Raw genomic sequence first — 19,011 nt, 5'->3', positions numbered from 1 at the left:
CATTCGATGGACACGTCATTTCACCAACTGCACCACGACGGCTTGCTGATCCTCACCAATGTCGCCGATGCCACCGGGGCGCGCATCGTGGAGCAACTGGGCTGTAAAGCCGTCGCCACCAGCAGCGCGGCAGTCGCCTGGGCTCACGGTTATCCGGACGGCAACGCCCTGCCCCTCGAGCGCCTGGTATCGACCGTCGAGTCCATCGCCCGGGTGATATCGGTGCCGTTGACCGTGGACATCGAGGCCGGTTATTCCGATGACCTGACGCGGGTGGCCGAAGTCATTGAGGCGGTAATTGCCGCCGGGGCCGTCGGGATCAACATCGAGGACGGCGCTTCCCCGCCCGAGCTGTTGATGCGCAAGATCGAAATCGCTCGGCAGGTGGCCGAACGTCGCGGCGTGAAGCTGTTCATCAACGCCCGAACCGATGTGTACCTCAAGAACCTGGTGCCCGCCGAAGATCGCGTGGCCGAGACGCTCAAGCGCGCCGCGTTGTATCAGGCGGCCGGGGCCGATGGTTTGTTCGCGGCTGGCGTCACGGCTGAGTACGAAATCGCCGCGCTGTGCCAGGGCACTCGGTTGCCGTTGAACGTGCTCGGGCTCCCCGGCTTGCCTTCGCCTGACGAGCTGAAGGCCCTCGGCGTACGCCGTTTGAGCGCGGGGTCACGCATCGCCGAGTTTCTGTATGGCGCCATGAGTGCACTGGCCAAGAGCTTTCTGGAAACGGGGACACTCGACAGCCGTGAGCTGAAGGCCTTCACCTATGGCGAAGTGAATGCCCTGCTGGCGTCCTCCGGGAAAGCCTGACCCATGCCCGACGCCTACCTGCCCGCCACCGAGTTTCTATCGTCCATCGATGACGACTGGCGCCGCCACATCGCCGCCATCGGCCCTTGCCTGCACCAGCCCCATGCGGCACGCGATCCTTATGAGTCGCTGGTGCGGGCGATTGCCTATCAGCAGCTGCATGCGAAGGCCGGGGATGCGATTGTCGGTCGATTGATCGCGTTGTTTGGGACGGGCGCGTTCCCGAGGCCTGAGCAGATTGTCGCGACCGGGTTCGATCAACTGCGCAGTTGCGGCTTTTCCGCCAGCAAGATCGCAACCATTCAGGGCATTGCCCAAGCGGCGCTGGACGGTGTGGTGCCGGATTACGCTGAGGCAATGGCGATGGCGGATGAGGCGCTGGTCGAGCGATTGATTACCTTGCGCGGGGTTGGGCGCTGGACGGTTGAGATGTTGCTGATCTACAGCCTGGAGCGGCCGGATATTTTGCCCGCCGATGACTTTGGCGTGCGTGAGGGATATCGCCGGCTCAAGGGGCTGGAGGTGCAGCCGACGCGCAAGCAGATGATTGAGATCGGGTTGGCGTGGAGCCCTTATCGGACGGTGGCTTCCTGGTATTTGTGGCGGATGACCGGCAAGTAGACCGCGTTATCGTTCTTCGCGAGCAAGCCCGCTCCCACAAGGGGAATGCATTTCAATGTGGGAGCGGGCTTGCTCGCGAAGAGGCCGGACCATTCACCACAAATCCAACTACCCATCACCCTCCCTTATCCGCCATGACTTCTCCTCAAACCCGGCGCATGTTGATCCCTCAACCGGAGGGATTCGCCATGCTCAACGCACTCAAACAGATCAACTCAACCTCAGTCTTCAATCGCTGGGCCGGTTTCGAAGTCACTCGCGCCGAGAGCGGCGAAGCCGAGCTCACGATGGCTTTTCGCGAGAGCGATATGGCGCAGTACGCAGGCTTCCTGCACGCCGGACTGATCGGCGCGCTGCTCGACACCGCCTGCGGATTCGCAGCCGGAACGGTCGCCGGCAATGTGCTGGCCTCACACTTCTCAGTGAACTGCCTGGCACCCGCCATCGGCGAAGTGTTCATCGCTCGGGGGCGGGTGGTAAAGGCCGGCAAGAAACAAGTGTTCGCCCGCGCCGAGTTGTTCGCGCAAACCGGCGATCAGCTGAAACTGGTGGCGACCGGCGACGCGATTCTCGTACCGGTCGAGGGGCGCTGAGGGTCTAGGCTGTCTTGGGAACGTTGCAGATTTGACGGAGGTTCCCATGCAGCTCGAAGGTTCCTGCCATTGCGGCGCGGTGTCGTTCAGTTTGACCAGCGCCCATCCCTACCCGTATCAGCGTTGCTATTGCTCGATCTGTCGCAAGACTCAGGGCGGTGGCGGCTACGCGATCAATATTGCCGGTGATGCCAATAGCCTGAAAGTGCGAGGGCGCAAACACGTTGCGATTTACCGTGCGCGGCTCAAGGATGAAGGCCAGAAGCGTGCCCACCGCAGCAGCCTGGAGCGACATTTCTGCACGACCTGTGGCTCGGGCTTGTGGATATTCAGCCCCGAATGGCCAGAGCTGATTCACCCGTTTGCCTCTGCCATCGACACCCCGCTGCCGGTGCCACCGGAGCGCACGCACTTGATGCTCGGGTCAAAGGCGCCTTGGGTCGAGGCACAGGTGCAGCCTGGCGACAAACAGTTCGATATTTTTCCCGAAGAATCCATCGCCGAATGGCATGAGCGTCTGGGTTTGAGCCGCTAAGCCCGTTCACAGTCTTTGACAGTTTCCCGACAAAGCTGTCAAAGATTGCCGCCCGGCAGCCGCCTAGCATGGGCGCATCCAAATTTCCTCGGGTGCTCCCATGTTTCGCTCGCTATCCCTGTCGTTGACTTCGCTGTGCCTGCTCATTCCCGTTGACTCTTTGCGTGCTGAAGACTGGCGCTACACCTTGCGGGCCGGGGCCGCCAGCGTGCCCCGTTACAGCGGCAGTGACGAACGTGTGGTGGCGCCGCTGTTGGGCGCTGAAATCCTCAGCCCTTACGGATTCTTCCTGGACACTGAAAAGGGTCTGGGCTGGGCGTTCGACGAGGAAGATTTCGGCCTCAGCGTGTACATCGGCGCCAGTGATGTGCGCAAGGATCGCAAGACCGGGTTCAAAGGTTCGGATGAGCTCAACGGCATGGGCTCGATCAAGTCACGCCCGGCGCTGGGGCTCGACGGGACTTACCACATGGGGCCGATTATCCTCGGTGCGAGCTTTGAGCATGCCTTGGAAAAGGACGACGACGATCATGACACCGGCTCGGCGTGGAACCGGTTGAAACTGAGCATCAGCGCACCATTTTATGAAGGTGAGCATGGCAAGGTCGTCGGCAGCCTCAACAGCCAGTTTGGTGACAGTCATTACGTGCGCACCTGGTACGGCGTCAGCGATGCCCAAGCGTCGCGCAGCCAGTTCAGGGCTTATGACACACATGGCGGGCTGGTGAGTCGCGGCGCGGATGTGACCTGGACATTACCCGTCAATGGGCAGTGGCGTGTTTCGACGGTGCTGGCGGTGCAGTATCTGGCGAACGATGCGGCGGACAGTCCGATTGTTGAGCAGCGGATGCAGACATCGTTGGCTGGCCAGGTTGCGTACACCTTTTGACGATGCGGTGTTGCAGATGGCCTCTTCGCGGGCAAGCCCGCTCCCACATTTGGAATGCATTCCCCTGTGGGAGCGGGCTTGCCCGCGAAGGGGTCCGCAAGAGCGGCGCAATTAATCCTGGTGCGCCCAGGTCATGCGAAACGACGCCCCGCCCCACGGCGAATCCGCCACTTCCACTTGCCCGCCATGGGATTGCGACACCCGCCGCACGAGCGCCAGGCCCAGGCCGAAGCCACCGGTGCGGCGGTCGCGGCTGGCGTCCAGGCGCGAGAACGGCTCGAAGATTTTCTCCCGCCCGTCCATCGGCACGCCTGGCCCGTCGTCGTTGACCCGCACTTCGTAGTGATCACCGGTGCGAACCAATGACACCTCCACCCGCCCATCGGCATAACGAATGGCATTGCGCAGCAGGTTGATCACCGCCCGGGCCATGAAGCGCGGCTCGATGCGGACCTCATCGACCTGGCACTCGACAATCAGCAATTGCACACCAGCGGCTTCAGCTTCCAGCGCGACGCTGCCGAGCACACTGTCGAGCCAGCTGCTGGCCTGAATGTTTTCCCGAGTGATCACCGTGGCGCCGCGCTCGAGGCTGGCATAGGTGAGCAGTTCGGACACCATCTCTTCGAGCTCGCCGAGGTCGGCGTACATGTCGGCGATCAGTTCACGGTTCTGGGTCGGATCGGGTTGTTGCTTGAGCTGGTCCAGCTCGAAAGACAGTCGGGCAATCGGCGTGCGCAATTCATGGGACACCGCGTTGGTCAGCTCGCGCTGATTGGCAATCAGGCTTTCGATGCGCGCCGCCATCAGGTTGAAATGTTCGGACAGGTCGCGGATGTTCGAGCGCTTGGACAGCTGGATCCGCGACGACAGATCGTTATCGCCAAAACGCTCGGCCGCCAGACGCAGCTTTTCCAGATCGCGCCAATGCGGGCGCACCCAGAATAACAACACGAACCCGATCATCACCGCGATCATCAGATAGGCCGCGGCAATGTAGAACGACATCAGACTCGGCTCCGCCGGCAGCATGATGCTGAGCAGTTGCGAACCGTCGTCAATGCGCGAGATGAATTGCGTGTACTTTTCACGAATCACCAGCAGGCCCTGGGCCAACTCGGCTTTCTCCTGATCGCTCAGGGACAATTGGTCGGTCTCGACCAGGCTCAGGCCCAAGCCGTAGTAGGGGCGCACCGCGTCCAGTTGTCGCTCCCGGGCCGCCCCGTCCAGGCCGCGCAACTGCTCAGCCAGCGACCAGGCCTGGCCCCGCACCGCCTCGCGGTTGTAGCTCTGCATCTGACCGTCGAGCAGCGCATTGAACGCGCGATCGACCGTTTGCAGCCCCAGGACCAGGCCAACCGTCATCACCAGAAACAGCCCCAAAAATAACCGCAGCATTCACCGCTCCCACGCAAACGGATTGAACAGATAACCCTTGCCCCATACGGTCTTGATACACAGCGGCTCTCGAGGGTTGTCCTTGAGCTTGCCCCGTAGTTTGCTGATGTAGACGTCAACGCTGCGGTTCAGGCCGTCGAAAGCGATGCCGCGCATGCGGTTGAGAATATCGTCACGGGACAGGATTTTTCCGGCAGCGCTGGCCAGCAACCACAGCAGTTCGAACTCCATGGTGGTGAGTTCGATGCCCTCTCCCGCCAGCCGCACTACCCGGCAGCTGCGGTCGATACTCAGATGGCCGAATTCCAGAGCGCTGCACACGCTGCTGTCCGGCATCTGGCGGCGTTGCAAGGCGCGTAACCGGGCCAGCAGGACCGGCGGCTTGATCGGTTTGATCACATAGTCATCGGCACCGGACTCCAGGCCGAGGATGTGGTCAAGGTCGTCTTCCTTGGCGGTAAGAATGACGATCGGCGTGTCGGACACGCTACGGATCTCGCGGCACACGTGCAGGCCGCTCTGGCCCGGCAGCATCAGGTCGAGCACGACGACTTTCGGTTTGAATTCGAGGAACGCGGCCAATGCGAGGTCGCCGCGGTGCACCTGCCGGACTTCAAAACCATGTTGCGACAGGAAATGCGCGATCAGCCCGGCGAGCTTCTCGTCGTCTTCCACCAGCAGTACTTTGCCAAAACCCAGGCTATCCATAACGACCGTCTGCCAACCCTTGTGAGAAGTGGCCGGCATTATGGCGCCAATCGGTGACCGGACGGTTATCGCAGGCAGCAAAAACCGGCCTCGGGGGCCGGTTTTCGGAGATGTTTCATACTTTTAAGAGTTTTTTACATTTGCCGTCGAAGCGTCAGGCGGCCGCTGGCACACCGCTGTGGAAACGAAACTCCACGTCCGGCGACTCGATCAGCTCCTGTTCGGCGGCGCGAACCCTGTCGATCACCTGGGCGATGTCCTTGGCGTCACCGTACTGGTAGGCCAGTTTCAGGTAACCCTGGAAATGCCGGGCCTCGCTTTTCAGCAGGCCGAAATAGAACTTGCCCAAATCTTCATCCAGGTGCGGCACCAGCGCTTCAAAGCGCTCGCAGCTACGGGCTTCGATAAAGGCGCCGACCACCAGGGTGTCCACCAGTTTGACCGGCTCGTGGCTGCGCACCACTTTGCGCAGGCCCGAAGCGTAGCGCCCGGCGGACAGCTGACGCAGCTCGATCTTGCGCTTTTTCATCAGGCGCATGACCTGTTCATGGTGAACCAGCTCTTCCCGGGCCAGTCGCGACATCAGGTTGATCAGATCGACGTGGGAGTGATACTTGGCAATCAGGCTCAACGCGGTACTGGCGGCCTTGAATTCACTATAATCTGCAATATCACTACGAATCTAATTACATCAAATACAATATCAAAAAAAACCAATAAAAATTCTGCATAGTGTTTAGATACACGGTTTCTAGTGGTATAACTTAGTCATCGCAAAACACAGAACACCCAATAGGGGCGGATCTAAACGCGCACCCAGAATGTGAATTTGCATCATATTTTTATAACATAACGAAGGTCAAAAAGAATGCCCTACGCAGTCGGCTACGCACGTTTTTCGAGCGTAAAACAAGGTTCAGGCAGCAGCCTAGAAAGGCAGCAGGCTATGATAGCCAAATGGATTGATACAAACCCAGAATACAAAATTTTCCCAAAGAACTTTGAGGATTTAGGACGCTCTGCTTCTAAAGGTGACCATCTAAAGCACGGATTCGGAATGCTACTACAAGCTATTGAGCTTAAAGAAATTGGCGAAGGAGACGTTATTCTGGTTGAAGCAATTGACCGAATTGGACGCTTACATGAAACAAAAATGATCTCACTGATACATCAAATCGTAGAGGCTGGCGTACGGATCATCACACTTCAAGATGGTGCAGTATATGGTCCGATCATCAAGGCTGACCAAATCTGGTTACTTGTCGGAAAAGTACAACAAGCCTTTATATATAGCGAGAGCCTCGGAAAACGAATCAAAGAAAGCTATAGAATTCGTGAACAAATGGCCAAAAAAGGGATACTCCCAAAAAGAAGAACGCCAATTTGGCTAAATTCTGATGGAACACTAAAGGATGACATTGCAGAAGCAATGAAAACTGCCTTTGAAGATGCATTATCAGATCTTGGGGAACGCAGAATTCTAAGGAGATTGAAAGCTAAACATCCGGCGTTTGAAGAAAGTCATCCAGCAAGCGTGAGAAAGTGGCTTACAAATAAAACTGCAATCGGCTTCTGGCGCGAACACTTAATTTACCCGCCCATTGTCAGCCAAGATTTATTTTACCAAGTCCAAAAGAGATTTGAGGAGGCTTATGTACCAGCTTCGGCACCCAGCAAACATTTTCTAGCCGGGCTTGTGAGATGCGGAAACTGTGGGTCTAACTTCCAAGTGAAAGTTAATAAATATAGTCCGAACAGCATGCACTGCTCTGCTCGTAGCATACATGGCATTGAGAGATGCGAAAACGGCAAATCTTTTCCTGCACCGGTGTTGCTACATATCTGCTACGACACTGCGACACTTTCAATGGAAAACGCTTTACAAAATATCGAACTATCAAAGGCCAAGAAAAAAAACATCATTATTGACGGCCAATTGAACGAGATCGCTAAAAAACTGCAAAATCTGATAAATTCTATAGAAAAATACGGGCCAGTACCGGAGTTCGACAATCAAATAAACCTCCTGATTTTCGAAAGAAGGAAATTGGAAGACGAAAAACTTTATTTTACCGAAGACGATACAATGAACACAACTAGCTACGAGGATGCGTGGGATTACCAGTATGAATTGATCGAAGAAGACCCAATGCGCCTAAACGCACTGCTTCAATCTGTACATTATCAAATCAAATGTTATGCCAATGGGAACATCCTAGCCAATACTACTGGCAACGAACTTAGCAATTGCACTTACATTGGTTATGATAGAAAAGCACAAGTGTACAAAATTCAAACATTGGATAAAATGCACCTCTTAGCCAATAGAGAAGGAAGCCTGACGAGAGAGCGCACAGCAAAATTTCTACAAATGCTACAGGCACAACGTAGCGGACATCAATTTGACTCCATCTCGAATAAAGATATTCGACTCGAGGACTTCAGCCTCATGGATGAATTAATGACGCCTTGATCTTAACCATTTACTGCGGGATGGAGTAATCCGCTAGATATTGAAAGCCATCTTCAATTTTTACTTTAAATCTTGCTCCACCAGCACATTAAAGCGACCAAGCAATAATATTAATGTAAAAATGATTTGCATCATTTTTGAGCTTGAAAATATCTCTCTTGATTCTACTTCGAAGCTTTAAAAAAAGTATATATTTATTGTATCAGCACGCTGATACCCGCGATTTAGACACCTCTTTTGATATTATTACAACATACCTACCAGGCCGTACATCTTCGCCCTTAGGTGCCTTTTTTATGTTTGTAATATTTATACTATTTCCATGTTGTTACGTGATTATCAAAGGCATCCTGGAAAGCACATCAAAAGCGGGTAAAAATTAAAAACAACAACTTCTATTAACTGGCATTTACTATGCCTATGAAAGGTAAACCTTAGTGATCGCAACAATTATTCATACCGCCCTCGCTGCTCCTGGCGCCGGCAAAACACAAGCAATGATCGAAAAACTTCCTAATTACATCAAACAAGGTGAGAGAGTAATTATTGCGCTCCCGACTCGCCGACTGAACGGAGAAATTCTTTCTCGCATGAAGGATTTCAATTTGAATCCAAAAGTCATCAACAGCGATGAAGTCCACAACAAGTCCGTATCCAAATCCATAGAAGGAACTCTACGAAACGGAAATGAAAACTTGATCCTTGTAACACATGAGGGGTTGAAACTGACCAACCCTGAGCTTCTTCATGGCTGGACTTTGGTGATTGATGAGACTCCCACCCCGCTGACACTTCACCACGATACTCTGGGAGATCTTGAAGCTCAGCAAGTCTTTCGCATGACTGATATCAACGATAATTTTTTGACTATCAAACCTGGCATGATTACGGAGATGAAGCAGCGAATTAGCACTTACAAAGCGTCTAAAAAGGACCAAAGCAAAGCGTCTACCCTCTCCGGGCTTGAGTACAAGTTGTTTGAAGCCTTGCTGAGCAAACAAATTATATACATTGAAGAAGGGCTTAAAAAAGGCAAGGTGGTCTTTCACTTTCACACCATGATTGAAAGTAATATTTTCTCACATATCAGACACGCCAAAGAAACGCATATCCTGTCGGCAACGATTGAAGGCGGCCTCTTTGACTTATTCTCCAAGAGATTTGGGTTTCAGTACAAAATATCGCCGTTCACTCCTGCACCTTTTGAGTACAGCTGTAACATTACTATTTTTCCTATGATGAATGGAATGTGGTCAAAGACCCAAGCTTTGAAAGGTGAATGCGGAGACAGCTATTGGCTTCACTTTGCCAATTACAATGGCCAAGTAATCGACAAAGTATTAGCGAACGCAATCAATCACACACCAGAAGAGGATTTCCTGGTGATCGCCAACAACTGGACCGACTTTGGCCCTCACTACGATATCCCCAATAAGAAAAATGGTATCGACTACAGCCCTATTGACTGCCGTGGCTTGAATATTTACAAGGGTAAAACCGCAGCGAGCCTGCTATTCAGCGGTCGCCCTTCACCTAATGATCAAAAGAGCTTGCAGATTCTTTCTGACAAATACGGGATCAGCCACAACGACTTGATCAATGCATGGGTTGTGACGAACAAATTAGATGCCAGCCTTCAAGCTGTCACTAGAACAGCAGTTCGAGATAGAGAAAACAAGAAACCTGTTTTCCTGTACGTGCAGGACCTACAGGTGGCCGAGTATCTAAAAAGTACGCACATGACCAATGCAATTATTGATACAAGCTTAGCGATGACACCCCCTAAACAACAGGACAATCGGTGCGCTGTCACACTAGATGAAAAAGACAAAGCATCTGATTTCATCAAAAGCTCCTTCGAAAAAGGAATGCGGCGCCCGGCCGTTAACAAAGCCTTGATTGAGCTTTGGGAAGTCTCCGAGGCCACTGCATCTCGGTGGACCAGGGCTATCTTTCAAGGAGTGAATCCGAAATCTGCTGAAGGTCTCGAACAGTTCGTCGCCTAAACAGACATGGCCCCGTCGAGACGGGGCTGTCAATCTACATTGGAAAACCGATCATATTCCTAAGAATAATCCTTAGAGATATGATTGCTTTCAAACCATTCAAGCTCATCCTAGAACCAGAACACCATTCTAATCACAGAGGGAATCAGAATGCCCGTAGGGCGTGATGGCGCGAAGCGCTTTAACAACACAATTTAAACCGTATAATACATCTAGACTTCGAAATTACTAGAACCATAAATTCTCAGCCTTCGGCTTCGACCTTCGAATGTCTCTAATAAAAACCGTACTAGGATGGGACTTCTAAAAACCTGTCGACTCATATGGTTTACACTCGCCCTACGGGCGCACTCGCAGTGCTCGTGCGTTTCTAAATTAACAGCTAGAATCCTATCCGTTTATTATAACGCTTTTAATGGTACAACCTGCCTTCAAACAAATCCGTTCCAGCCGCCTTGGCGCTGTTTCGGCGTTGATTGACGAGCACCAAAAACGCGAAGACATAGTGACGCAGCTTGAGCGCTCCCCCTACCAACTCATGCTACAAGGAAACTCCTATAATGTTGGCGCTGATTGAGAACTGAGCCACCCTGCCGATTGAAAATTCACCCTGGCCGGATTGCTGATTTTTGCATCAACAATTCAGGATAAGCTTAGCAGCAGTGTCCCGGTGACAGTCGCACTAAGCCCCACCGCATGCAATACGGCAGGTTTTTCCTGGTGTAGTTCAAAACGGCTCATCATCCTCTTTACCATCATCGTCCTTGCGCTTACGTTCACGTGATTTGATCTTTAACTGTGCAATCAAACTGCTGTGTTGCGAGCGGTAGAACTCATTGCCCGTTTCGGCGATGTGGTAGTGGTGCGTGAGCCGATCCAGCAATGCAGTGGTCATCTTGGCGTCGCCAAACACGCTCGGTCATTCCGAGAATCTAAGGTTTGTGGTGATGACGACGCAGGTGTGCTCGTACAGCTTGGACAGCAGATGAAATAACAGGGCACCACCGCTCTGGTTGAAAGATAAATACCCCAGATCATCGAGCACCACTAGGTCTGTCAGAATCGCTCCAGGGCTGCAACAGACAGACCTAGTGGTACTCGATGAACTGGGGTAAGCACACACTATTTGTTTGAGTAGCGATTCGCGCCACGTTGATCAGACAAATGCTGGGGACGTACTGTGCGTTCGCCAAAGCCGTCAAAGGCAGTGAGCATCGGTATCATTTCAACCTGTTCCAGATCCAGGACGTCTGGCATCGTCAGCCCTTGTACTGCGGGTGTTTTTACACACTCTGGGCCAAAAGCGGTAGCTGGTAAATACCGCCGGGGTCTAACCCCAACAGAAGAACGTCCATTAATGGCCCGCCAAAAATCGCAGAAGCATACTTAATGCCCCCCCTTCATTTGATGCTGCAGCCTTACACACTCAGACAGAGGTATTTGATTTCCAGGTAATCTTCGATGCCGTACTTGGAGCCTTCACGGCCCAGGCCCGACGCCTTGATGCCGCCAAACGGCGCGACTTCGTTGGAGATCAACCCGGTGTTGACGCCGACCATGCCATATTCCAGGGCTTCCGCCACACGGAACACACGACCCAAGTCACGTGCATAGAAGTACGACGCCAGACCAAACTCGGTGTCGTTCGACATCGCGATCACGTCGGCTTCGTCTTTGAAACGGAACAGCGGCGCCAATGGACCGAAGGTTTCTTCCTTGGCCACCGCAGCATTATTCGGCACGTTGGTCAGAATGGTCGGCTCGAAGAAGTTGCCTTCCATGACCTTGCCACCCGCCAGAACGGTGGCGCCTTTGGACACGGCATCAGCGATGTGCTCCTGAACCTTGGCCACGGCTTTTTCATCGATCAGCGGGCCAGTGGTGGTGCCATCGTCCAGACCGTTGCCGATCTTGAGTTTGGCCACGGCCACTTTCAGCTTCTCGGCGAACGCGTCGTAGACCGAATCCTGAATGTACAGACGGTTGGCGCAGACGCAGGTCTGGCCGTTGTTGCGGTACTTGGAAATGATCGCGCCTTCGACGGCCTTATCCAGGTCCGCGTCGTCGAACACGATGAACGGCGCGTTGCCGCCCAGTTCCAGGGAGACTTTCTTGATGTCCTTGGCGCATTCAGCCATCAGCTGGCGACCGATTTCGGTCGAGCCGGTGAAGGAGAGTTTGCGCACGATCGGGTTACTGGTCAGCTCACTGCCGATGTCGCCGGCGCTGCCGGACACCACACTGAACACACCGGCTGGAATGCCGGCACGCTGGGCCAGTTCAGCCAAAGCGAATGCGGAAAACGGAGTTTGCGAAGCAGGCTTGAGCACCATGGTGCAACCGGCGGCCAGGGCCGGGCCGGCTTTGCGGGTGATCATCGCGGCCGGGAAGTTCCAAGGGGTGATTGCAGCGGTCACACCGATTGGCTGCTTGATCACGATCAGGCGCTTGTCTGGCTGGTGACCCGGAATCACATCACCGTAGACGCGCTTGGCTTCTTCAGCGAACCACTCGATAAAGGAAGCGGCGTAAACGATTTCGCCCTTGGCTTCGGCCAATGGCTTGCCTTGTTCGAGGGTCATCAGGCGAGCCAGGTCGTCCTGGTTCTCGATGATCAGTTCGAACCAGCGACGCAGCTTGTTCGCACGGTCCTTGGCGGTCAGTGCACGCCAGGCCGGTAGCGCTTTGTCAGCGGCTTCGATTGCACGGCGGGTTTCGGCAGCGCCCATTTTCGGCACGGTGCCCAGAATTTCGCCCGTTGCCGGGTTGGTGACGTTGATCGTCTGACCATTGTCCGCATCAATCCAAGTGCCATCGATAAAGGCTTGTTGGCGGAACAACTGGGTGTCTTTGAGTTGCATGATGAACTCCGATTTCAGTACAGAAAGACAGGCGGCACCGCAATGCCGCTATTGAGACAAATGAGCGAGAGATCAGACTAGAGCACTTCTTCTCTTGAGCTCGCTATTGAGAATGAAATCATTCTCCGAATAGTCCACTGGGCAATCGATCACGTGTACACCCGGCTCGCTGATGCAGCGCTCCAAAAGTGGCAGAAAACCTTCGGCGCTTTCCACCCGATGTCCCTTGGCACCATAGCTTTGCGCATACATGACGAAGTCCGGATTACCGTAGTCCAAGCCGAAATCGGTGAAGCCCATGTTCGACTGTTTCCAACGGATCATGCCGTAGCCGTCGTCGCGCAAGATGACGACCGTCAGGTTCATTTTTAGTCGTACCGCTGTTTCTAGTTCCTGGCTATTCATCATGAAACCACCGTCGCCGCAAACCGCGACCACCGGACGGTCCGGGTAGACTAAATGCGCAGCCATGGCCGATGGCAGTCCAGCGCCCATGGTCGCCAAGGCGTTATCCAAAAGCACGGTATTGGGCTTGTGGGCCTTATAATTGCGTGCGAACCAGATCTTATAAATGCCGTTGTCCAAAGCCACGATGCCTTCGGACGGCAAGGCACGACGCACGTCAGCGACGAAACGCTGCGGGTAAATCGGGAAGCGGTTATCGTCCTCACCTTCGATAATCTGCGCTTCATTGGCTTCACGGATGGCCAACAGGCGGCTGAAGTCCCAATGTGATTGCGGCTGCAGCGCTTCGCCGATTTGCCAGACAGCATTGGCAATGTCGCCCACCACTTCGATCTGGGGGAAATAGACGGGGTCGACCTCAGCAGAACGAAAGTTGATGTGGATCACTTCGGTACCGCCACGGACCATGAAGAACGGCGGTTTTTCGATGACATCGTGGCCGATATTAACTATTAGATCTGCGGCCTCAACGGCTCGATGTACGTAGTCCCCAGACGAAAGAGCGGCGTTCCCGAGAAAGCGTGGGTGACGCTCGTCCACAACACCTTTACCCATTTGCGTTGTGACAAAAGGAATACCGGTATTGTCGATCAGTTGCTTAAGTACCTTTGCAGTCATCTTGCGGTTGGCACCGGCGCCAATTACAAGAATTGGGTTGCGAGCGGCCTGCAGCTTCTCTACCGCGGCGTCGATCGCCTTGTGCTCAGCCAGCGGACGACGGTGCAGACTTGGAGTGATAGGCGTGCTGTCCGTCTGTTCCGCGGCGATGTCTTCCGGTAGTTCCAGATGCACTGCGCCAGGCTTTTCTTCTTCGGCCAGACGGAAAGCCTCACGCACACGCGAGGGAATGTTGTCGGCGGAAGCAAGCTGGTGGGTGTACTTGGTCAGCGGCTGCATCATGCCAACCACATCGAGAATCTGGAAACGACCCTGCTTGGACTTCTTGATCGGTTTCTGGCCGGTGATCATCAGCATTGGCATGCCGCCCAGATACGCGTACGCACCCGCCGTGACCAGGTTGGTTGCCCCAGGCCCCAGGGTTGATAGGCTGACGCCTGTCTTCCCCGTCAGGCGGCCATAGGTAGCCGCCATAAAACCTGCGGACTGCTCATGGCGAGTCAATACCAGCTTGATATTGGAGCGGCGCAACGACTCCAGCAGATCCAGGTTTTCTTCACCAGGAATACCGAACACGTACTCGACACCTTCGTTTTCCAGGCATTGCACAACGACATCCGCGGCCTTGGCCATTTCTCTACCTCGATATCTGTGAGCGCTTGCGCGCGTTTTACAAATGTTGATCAGCGGCAAGCGCGACTTTCACGCTGACGGCGCTACAGTTCTTCAGTCAACGCTTTGCGAGCGCAACAGACACATCTCGCGGCATGCCATCTGCCCCTTTTTGGGCCCAGACAGGGTTGCCAAAGTTTATGACGGCGTGCAGGATCCCGATTGGCGCCAATTCATCGATTACCGCATGGTTAAAGAGCGTTGATCATCAAACTGAAAGTAGCCCCCTTGCCGCCAGGTTGCTCATTAGTGCTCGTAGTCCAAATGTCCATGGCAGTGCCTGGTCGCTATAAGTCACCTGATTGTGCAGCGCTCCCAAAAACGGACTCGCAATGCGGACCTGATCCCCTTGTTTGTGTGTGAAACCGCTGCCCGGTAAATCACGGTCCTGGGTAGGTGCGAACAAGGTGCCGAGAAACAACATGAATCCGTCAGGGTATTGATGTTCCTGGCACAAGGTCTGGGCAACCAAATCTATCGGATCGCGGCTGATCTGGGCCATCGAACTGCTGCCCTCCAGACGAAAGCCGTCTGAGCCCTCGACTTGTAATTCAACGATACAGTTACGCACATCGTCCAGCGTAAAACCTTCATCGAACAGGCGAATGAACGGACCGAAGGCGCAAGAAGCGTTGTTGTCCTTTGCCTTGCTGAGCAGCAACGCACTCCGGCCTTCGAAGTCACGCAGGTTCACATCATTACCTAAGGTCGCACCTAGGATCTCACCACGGCTATTCACCGCCAGAACGATTTCGGGTTCGGGGTTATTCCACTTCGACTTCGGGTGAACGCCTATCTCGCTTCCAGTCCCAACGGACGCCAGTACCGGCGCCTTAGTAAATATCTCGGCATCGGGTCCGATACCCACTTCCAAGTATTGCGACCATAGCCCCTGTTCGATCAACAGCACTTTTAACCGCTCGGCTTGTTCGGAGCCTGGCTTAATCGCGCGCAGGTTATCGCCAATAGCGGCCATAACAAGGCCACGCACACCTTCGGCTTTATCTGCGTCACCACCCGCCTGCTCTTCGATCACGCGCTCGATCATGCTGGCGGCGAAGGTTACCCCGGCTGCCTTGATCACCTGGAGGTCGGCAGGAGGCAGCAAGGACGGCAATTTGTCGTCGGCATGAGTGCCAGTGTTGGCCAGTAGCGCCTCAACACTGCTGATATATCGGCCCTTGAACGTCCGAACTGCCTGCAGAGGTGACGGCAATTCAAGTAGCTCACTCAGGGTGGGGAAATGTTCTGACAGGTCGAAGACACCATCGACACGCAGCACCACCGGCGAAGGGCCAGAGACGTTACCGGGTACCCAAGCGCGCCCGATCAATGTGCCTTCAAGCCCGTCAATGGGTAGGGTATTCGCGCTAGTCAAAGGTGTGGCGGACATAAATAGTCACTCCTGGTTATACGTTGGGTGGAGGAGTAAACCTATTCCAGCCTTTCGATAATTCCCAATGACATATATTCAGCAATTGATAACCTAGGTTTATCATCAAGGACATCGAAAATGAACCACGAAGACATTTCATTCGCGAACGTAAGCAAATGGCTGAAACTGAAGCACTTGGTACTCATTGACACCCTTGCTCGCACGCGCAACATGCATGCCACAGCCGAGTTAATGAACCTGTCGCAGCCCGCAATCAGCAAGGCTCTGCGCGATATCGAACTGCTGCTGGGTTTTGCCCTGTTTGAGCGCCAAACTCGCAGCATGGGCCTGACTGAGCTCGGCGAATACGTGACGCGCTTTGCACGCGCGACCCTGTATGACACGGAGTCTTTCGTCGACCAGATCAACAAATTGCGCAAGGGAGGCCACGGCCACCTCAGGGTAGGTTCGATTTTCGGCGCCACCTCCGTAGTACTGCCCGAAGCTATAGCGCAGATTAAACGGCAACGACCGATGCTATCGATTGAGGTGAGCGAGCAGACAAGCAATCAGCTATTGGAAATGCTCGAACACAAGAAGCTTGACCTGATAATCGCTCGCTTTACTGATGAGCGTTATCGGCAACCCTTCGATTTTCAACCACTGGCCCCCGAGCCTTTCTGTCTCGTTGCAAGCAGTCAACACCCGCTCTGCGCGTTCGACGAAGTTGCTACCTGTGCTCTGAGTGACTGGCCGTGGGTGATGTATCCATTCAATACCCCCATACGTCGATGTATGGATATCGCCTTCAGCGCATTCAACATCCCCTCTCCTGTCAACACCGTCGAAACCATCTCGATGCAGACCTTCCTCCAGTTACTCCAATCAGGACCGATGCTCGCGATGCTGCCCGAATCGATGGTTCAGACACAGGTCCAGAGTGGCTTGCTCAAAATCCTCCATAGTCCGTTCAAGGTCGACCCGCAGGAATACGGCGTCATCACTCGAAAGGACGAAGTGCTGAGCGAAGCCGCACGGACCTTCGTCGATATTCTGCTTACTTTCGCTCGGCAACGTAGTGATTTACCGAATTTTGCTCCTGGTAAATCCCTCGTGAAATGCTCCGATTTAGCAGTTTTAACAAACCATGATGAGAAATAGTAATTGGCCAATTCAAAGGTCTCATTGGGCAACGGGGCCTGCCATCCCTATATTTGCACGGGTGACAACGTCTCCTTGATGCTGAGCTTTAGTCAAAAGCGAATTCAACTTATATCAGCACACTTCCGAGCCAAACGAATTCGTCTCGCATCAGATCGAAGAGGTTGTCTATTTTTTTAAAACTCGTCCTGCCCCATGCAGGAGAGTTATTTATTCAGCTTTGGAGGCAACGATGCCAGAAATTACAGGCTACAACTTCATCGGCGGTCAGCGCAGCGCAATCGGAAGTCGTACTGTCAAAAGTGTCGATGCTCGCACCGGCAAAGACCTTCCGTTTGCGTTTCATCAAGCAACCCTGGAGGAGATAGACAGTGCTGCTTTAGCGGCGGCGGCAGCCTATCCGGTATATCGCAGCCTGAGTGCTGCCCGTCGTGCGGAATTCCTCGACGCCATTGCCGATCAGTTGGACGCCCTGGGCGACGATTTTGTGGCTCAAGTCTGTCAGGAAACGGCACTGCCAACCGCACGTATTCTCGGTGAGCGCGGTCGTACCAGTGGCCAAATGCGCCTATTTGCAAAATTGCTTCGCCGTGGCGACTTCTATGGCGCGCGCATTGACCGTGCACTGCCCGATCGTCAACCATTGCCACGCCCGGATCTTCGTCAGTACCGCATCGGTTTGGGCCCTGTGGCAGTTTTTGGTGCCAGTAACTTCCCGCTCGCGTTCTCTACCGCGGGTGGTGATACTGCCGCCGCGCTAGCTGCTGGTTGCCCGGTAGTGTTCAAGGCTCACAGCGGCCATATGGCCACGGCTGAACATGTAGCCAACGCCGTGATCCAGGCCGCCGAGCAGACCGGCATGCCTGCGGGGGTGTTCAACATGATCTACGGCTCAGGTGTCGGTGAGGCGTTGGTCAAGCACGCGTCAATCCAGGCAGTGGGCTTTACGGGTTCACTCATGGGAGGACGCGCGTTGTGCGACATGGCCGCCGCGCGTGACCAACCAATCCCTGTGTTTGCCGAGATGTCCAGCATAAACCCGGTGATCCTCCTGACCCACGCGTTGAAGGTGCGGGCGGCGAGTATTGCCAATGAACTGTGTGCTTCAGTTATTCAGGGTTGCGGACAGTTCTGCACCAGCCCAGGTCTCGTGTTGGGAATTCGATCCAGTGAATTCAGCGCCTTCAAGCTGCGCCTGGCCGCTGTATTGGCGGATCAACCTGCACAGACCATGCTGAACGCAGGTACCTTGCGCAGCTATGAGCAGGGACTTGCGCGACTACACGCCCACCCTGGCATTAATCACTTGGCTGGCAACTCACAGCAAGGTACCGAGGCACAACCGCAGCTCTTTGCTGCAGATGTGCAGCTACTTCTTGAACAGGATGAAATCCTTCAGGAAGAGGTCTTCGGTCCGACCACGATCGTTGTCGAAGTGGAGAGTGAGGCTCAGTTGACAGCTGCCCTCAACAGCTTGCACGGGCAACTCACCGCAACGCTAATCGGGGAAAATGAAGACTTTGAACACTTCGGCGAACTGACCACCTTACTCGAACACAAGGTAGGTCGCATCCTGTTCAACGGTTATCCAACCGGGGTTGAAGTGTGCGATGCAATGGTACACGGCGGCCCTTACCCCGCGACCTCCGATGCACGTGGTACTTCAGTGGGCACTCTTGCCATCGACCGTTTCATGCGGCCTGTATGTTTGCAAAATTACCCAGAATCGCTGCTGCCAGATGCACTAAAAGACGCGAATCCGTTAAATATCATGCGACTGGTGGACGGCGTTTCTACCCGCGATAAGATTTGAACGATAAACCGAA

General features: G+C 54.2%; 14 protein-coding genes and 2 pseudogenes. 9 read left to right on the top strand and 7 right to left on the bottom strand.

The features are described 5' to 3' along the window. Positions 1-6: 6 nt before the first annotated feature. From ACQ4OB_RS18715 to ACQ4OB_RS18695, 5 genes are all read left to right on the top strand, one after another. Positions 7-810, top strand: a complete 804-nt coding sequence (locus ACQ4OB_RS18715) for an isocitrate lyase/PEP mutase family protein (protein WP_430956214.1) — start codon at positions 7-9, stop codon at positions 808-810. A 3-nt stretch (positions 811-813) separates the two neighbouring features. Continuing rightward, a complete protein-coding gene (locus ACQ4OB_RS18710) occupies positions 814-1,431 on the top strand; it encodes a DNA-3-methyladenine glycosylase family protein (protein ID WP_430956213.1) in 618 nt (205 codons plus the stop codon). Positions 1,432-1,619: 188 nt separating this feature from the next. After that, positions 1,620-2,024, top strand: coding sequence for a PaaI family thioesterase (locus tag ACQ4OB_RS18705; RefSeq protein ID WP_430956212.1), 405 nt, complete (start codon positions 1,620-1,622; stop codon positions 2,022-2,024). A gap of 46 nt (positions 2,025-2,070) precedes the next feature. Beyond that, positions 2,071-2,559, top strand: coding sequence for a GFA family protein (locus ACQ4OB_RS18700; protein ID WP_076031269.1), 489 nt, complete (start codon positions 2,071-2,073; stop codon positions 2,557-2,559). A 100-nt stretch (positions 2,560-2,659) separates the two neighbouring features. Further along, positions 2,660-3,448: a MipA/OmpV family protein gene (locus ACQ4OB_RS18695; protein WP_430956211.1), complete on the top strand. Its 789-nt coding sequence runs from the start codon at positions 2,660-2,662 to the stop codon at positions 3,446-3,448. A 111-nt stretch (positions 3,449-3,559) separates the two neighbouring features. On the opposite strand, the gene ACQ4OB_RS18690 is transcribed toward ACQ4OB_RS18695, so the two are convergent. From ACQ4OB_RS18690 to ACQ4OB_RS18680, 3 genes and pseudogenes are all read right to left on the bottom strand, one after another. Continuing rightward, on the bottom strand, positions 3,560-4,846 hold the full coding sequence (locus ACQ4OB_RS18690) for an ATP-binding protein (protein WP_102616367.1): 1,287 nt from the start codon (positions 4,844-4,846) through the stop codon (positions 3,560-3,562). Beyond that, a complete protein-coding gene (locus ACQ4OB_RS18685; RefSeq protein ID WP_102616368.1) occupies positions 4,847-5,554 on the bottom strand; it encodes a winged helix-turn-helix domain-containing protein in 708 nt (235 codons plus the stop codon). It abuts the gene before it with no gap. A 154-nt stretch (positions 5,555-5,708) separates the two neighbouring features. Then, positions 5,709-6,209, bottom strand: a pseudogene (locus ACQ4OB_RS18680) (tRNA-(ms[2]io[6]A)-hydroxylase); the annotation flags it as partial. 213 nt (positions 6,210-6,422) lie between these two features. Here ACQ4OB_RS18680 and ACQ4OB_RS18675 point away from each other — a divergent pair. Together ACQ4OB_RS18675 and ACQ4OB_RS18670 are read left to right on the top strand one after the other, a co-directional pair. After that, positions 6,423-8,027, top strand: a complete 1,605-nt coding sequence (locus ACQ4OB_RS18675) for a recombinase family protein (protein WP_430956210.1) — start codon at positions 6,423-6,425, stop codon at positions 8,025-8,027. 437 nt (positions 8,028-8,464) lie between these two features. Further along, positions 8,465-10,033: a DEAD/DEAH box helicase gene (locus ACQ4OB_RS18670; protein ID WP_430956209.1), complete on the top strand. Its 1,569-nt coding sequence runs from the start codon at positions 8,465-8,467 to the stop codon at positions 10,031-10,033. A gap of 727 nt (positions 10,034-10,760) precedes the next feature. Here ACQ4OB_RS18670 and ACQ4OB_RS18665 read toward each other — a convergent pair. The 4 genes and pseudogenes from ACQ4OB_RS18665 to ACQ4OB_RS18650 all read right to left on the bottom strand — a co-directional run. Next, a pseudogene (locus tag ACQ4OB_RS18665) lies at positions 10,761-11,090 on the bottom strand (ATP-binding protein); the annotation flags it as partial. Positions 11,091-11,451: 361 nt separating this feature from the next. Beyond that, positions 11,452-12,894 (bottom strand): NADP-dependent succinate-semialdehyde dehydrogenase, encoded by a 1,443-nt coding sequence (gene gabD / locus ACQ4OB_RS18660; protein WP_430956208.1) that lies wholly within the window; start codon positions 12,892-12,894, stop codon positions 11,452-11,454. A 72-nt stretch (positions 12,895-12,966) separates the two neighbouring features. After that, positions 12,967-14,610, bottom strand: a complete 1,644-nt coding sequence (locus ACQ4OB_RS18655; RefSeq protein ID WP_430956207.1) for an acetolactate synthase large subunit — start codon at positions 14,608-14,610, stop codon at positions 12,967-12,969. 247 nt (positions 14,611-14,857) lie between these two features. Continuing rightward, complete coding sequence (locus ACQ4OB_RS18650; protein WP_430956206.1) at positions 14,858-16,042, bottom strand: fumarylacetoacetate hydrolase family protein; 1,185 nt, start codon at positions 16,040-16,042, stop codon at positions 14,858-14,860. 120 nt (positions 16,043-16,162) lie between these two features. Here ACQ4OB_RS18650 and ACQ4OB_RS18645 point away from each other — a divergent pair, with 120 nt between their 5' ends. Both ACQ4OB_RS18645 and ACQ4OB_RS18640 read left to right on the top strand, forming a co-directional pair. Next, positions 16,163-17,185 (top strand): LysR family transcriptional regulator, encoded by a 1,023-nt coding sequence (locus ACQ4OB_RS18645; RefSeq protein WP_430956205.1) that lies wholly within the window; start codon positions 16,163-16,165, stop codon positions 17,183-17,185. Between the two features lie 232 nt (positions 17,186-17,417). Continuing rightward, on the top strand, positions 17,418-18,998 hold the full coding sequence (locus ACQ4OB_RS18640) for an aldehyde dehydrogenase (NADP(+)) (protein WP_430956204.1): 1,581 nt from the start codon (positions 17,418-17,420) through the stop codon (positions 18,996-18,998). Positions 18,999-19,011 lie beyond the last annotated feature (13 nt).

Origin of the sequence: Pseudomonas sp. ES4, assembly GCF_050586665.1 — a bacterium.
Lineage (GTDB): Bacteria > Pseudomonadota > Gammaproteobacteria > Pseudomonadales > Pseudomonadaceae > Aquipseudomonas > Aquipseudomonas frederiksbergensis.
This window is presented reverse-complemented; position numbering and strand designations above follow the sequence as displayed.